The following is a 2,494-nucleotide window of genomic DNA, read 5'->3' as shown; positions in this document are numbered from 1 at the left end:
TAGAACCTCTAAAGGTTCAGTTGGCTACATTGTAGGGCTTGACTTCTATCCAGAAGCTAAAGAGTGGGCATATGGAGTCTATTTTCGAGATGGAAAGACCCGCTCAACTGAGGAAGATTAGTTCAGCGCTGAGCAACTAGTTGTATCCGATTAGAAGACATCAGTTTTTGTTCGCCAGGAACATGTTTTGCACCTGTGTTGCAGCGTGTTACTTTAGGGCAGGTGGTTTTACCTACTTACAATGTTTCACTTTCTGGTTGACGGTTTTGAGTCCTTGTACCCTTGTAAACCCTTACACCCTCATAACCATGAAAGATACCTTTTTCAAATTAGCTTGCCGAATTAAGTCTACGGATACTGTAGCCAGAAGCGCTGATTTTCATGATCTAGAAACTATTGCATACCAAGTCACGGCACTTAATGCAGAGCGAGGTCAGACTCATGAATATTTTGTTGAGAGCGTAAAACTAGACGCTCTACTGCCTTGGGAAGTCACTGCATTAGCAGAACGAGGAATGATTAGCTTAGAGCAGCTAGAACGGTATTCAAGGACAGATGCCTACCGCAGTCACACGACCAGCATCAGAGAAGTGATTCAGAGAGTAGCGGTCGCCACTTCTTGAAAGCATCTGTTAAGGAAAGTGATGGCTCTCTAGTGCCAGAGGTTAAATTGCTGGAGAGAGGTGCTATCAAATTCTACTGGGAACTATAGCCAACACAGTTCGGAGTAACCCATCTGGGTCAACAGGCTTAGCCAAATGCTGCTGGTAACCTGCTGCAAGTGCTTGCTCTCGATCTGATTCTTTAGCCTTAGCTGTTAGTGCGATCGCGGGCACCTAATCTCCTTGCTCAACCAGTGACGCTCTCATTACCCCTACTTAGAGCAACACGGACGATACAGGTTGTTCGTTACTCAGAAATCTTTGCAACACAACCCCAAAAACTCGTCGATTAATTCTTTAGATTTGTTCAATTGGTAACTTAACTATGAAGCATGTAAGATTTGCAGTACTCTCCACACAAATTTCTGCGCCCAAGTGTTCTACAAGTTTTTGTACCAGTGCTAGCCCTAGACCGGTTCCTCCTTGCTTCCAACGATCGCTACCTGGAATTCGATAAAACTTTTCAAATATCCTCGGCAATTCCTCCGCCGGAATTTCTACCCCAGAATTACTGACCTGAATGAGAATGGAGGAGGGGAAGCAGGCAGCCGCAGGAACTTGATTATCCTGCATTTGGCTGTTCTCAACCCTGTCAATGTTGACCGTGATTTGCCCTTCTGGAGGCGTGTATTTGCAAGCGTTATTGAGTAACTCGGACACAATACGTCCTAAGCTGGCAGGGTCCGTCGTTAATAGAGGTAGATCAGGAGCAAGAGTCACCTGTAAACTCTGCTGCCGACTTTGGATTCGTTCATCAAAGGGTTCCAGGATTGGGGGTATCCAGTCTTGAAGTTGAATGATTTCTGGCTCAAAGGACTTATTACCTGCAAGCAGACGCTGTAGGTCGAGTAAATCATTAATTAGCTCAACTTCTCTAGCACATTCAGATTGCAAAATATTTAGATAACGCTGCTGTCGTTCAGGATCAGGTATTTGCTTCAGCATGTAAATTGCCATCTTCATATTGGAGATTGGCGTCCGCAGTTCGTGAGAAACAGTGCTGAGGAAATCATCTTTGAGCTGATTAAGTTCTTCTAACGCTTGCACTTGGGTTTGAGCGGACTGATAGAGACGGGCTTGCCGAATGGCGATCGCACACTGATTGGCAACCTGCTGCACCAGCCGAACTTCTTGCTCATCAAACGTGCCCTCTTTCGGTTTAAACAGCCACAGATCCCCAAGGGCACTCTTGTTATCCCTGATCGGACACGTTAGCATGGCGAACTGATGTTTGAGTCGAGAAGCCTCCTGAACCACAAAACAGAACTGGAAGCTTCTCCCCTGCAACAATTGAGCATAGATCGCAGATTCATCATCCATCTGGAACGTACGCCCGCGCACTGAAGGAACCGTCGTTCTATATTCGTAGCAAATTGTGGAGGTTTTGTGCTCACTGTCATAAATTCCGGCATCGCAGCACATCACACCGAGAACCTGAGCCAGTTCTTGAACCGTTGTCTCTAAGATTTGGTTTTCATCCAGACTATCTCGAACTCTATCTGTAATTCGTTTGAGGGTTGCTTCAAACGTTAACGACTGCTGTAACTGCGCCGTGCGTTCTTGGACTTGCTGCTCTAGATTGGTGTAAAGCGCTGCATTTTCGATCGAAATTGCAACCTGCGCTGTCAGCAGTTGCAAAATTTTTAATCGCTCTGGGGTAAAAGCTCCTGTGACCAGGTTATTCTCCAGATATAGAATGCCTGTTAGCTTTCCCTGGTAAATAATGGGTCAGCATAGGACTGACTTAGGTTGTTGCTGAACAATGTAGGGATCGGTTATGAACCGCCCTTCATAGGCAGCATTGGTTAAAATGACATCTTCTCGTGTCCGTT

At 45.7% G+C, this 2,494-nt stretch carries 2 protein-coding genes; one reads left to right on the top strand and one right to left on the bottom strand.

Annotated features, from left to right (window positions below; translation table 11 throughout):
• Nucleotides 1-308 precede the first annotated feature (308 nt).
• On the top strand, nucleotides 309-623 hold the full coding sequence (locus H6F93_RS14175) for a hypothetical protein (RefSeq protein ID WP_190681731.1): 315 nt from the start codon (nucleotides 309-311) through the stop codon (nucleotides 621-623).
• A gap of 336 nt (nucleotides 624-959) precedes the next feature.
• Here the strand turns inward: H6F93_RS14175 and H6F93_RS14170 are convergent, their stop codons facing one another.
• Complete coding sequence (locus H6F93_RS14170) at nucleotides 960-2,384, bottom strand: GAF domain-containing sensor histidine kinase (protein ID WP_347277293.1); 1,425 nt, start codon at nucleotides 2,382-2,384, stop codon at nucleotides 960-962.
• Nucleotides 2,385-2,494: the final 110 nt, after the last annotated feature.

Origin of the sequence: Leptolyngbya sp. FACHB-671 (assembly GCF_014695745.1) — a bacterium.
GTDB lineage: Bacteria > Cyanobacteriota > Cyanobacteriia > Elainellales > Elainellaceae > JAAUTN01.
The sequence above is the reverse complement of the archived record's forward strand: the minus strand, read 5'-3'. Positions and strand labels throughout refer to the sequence as shown.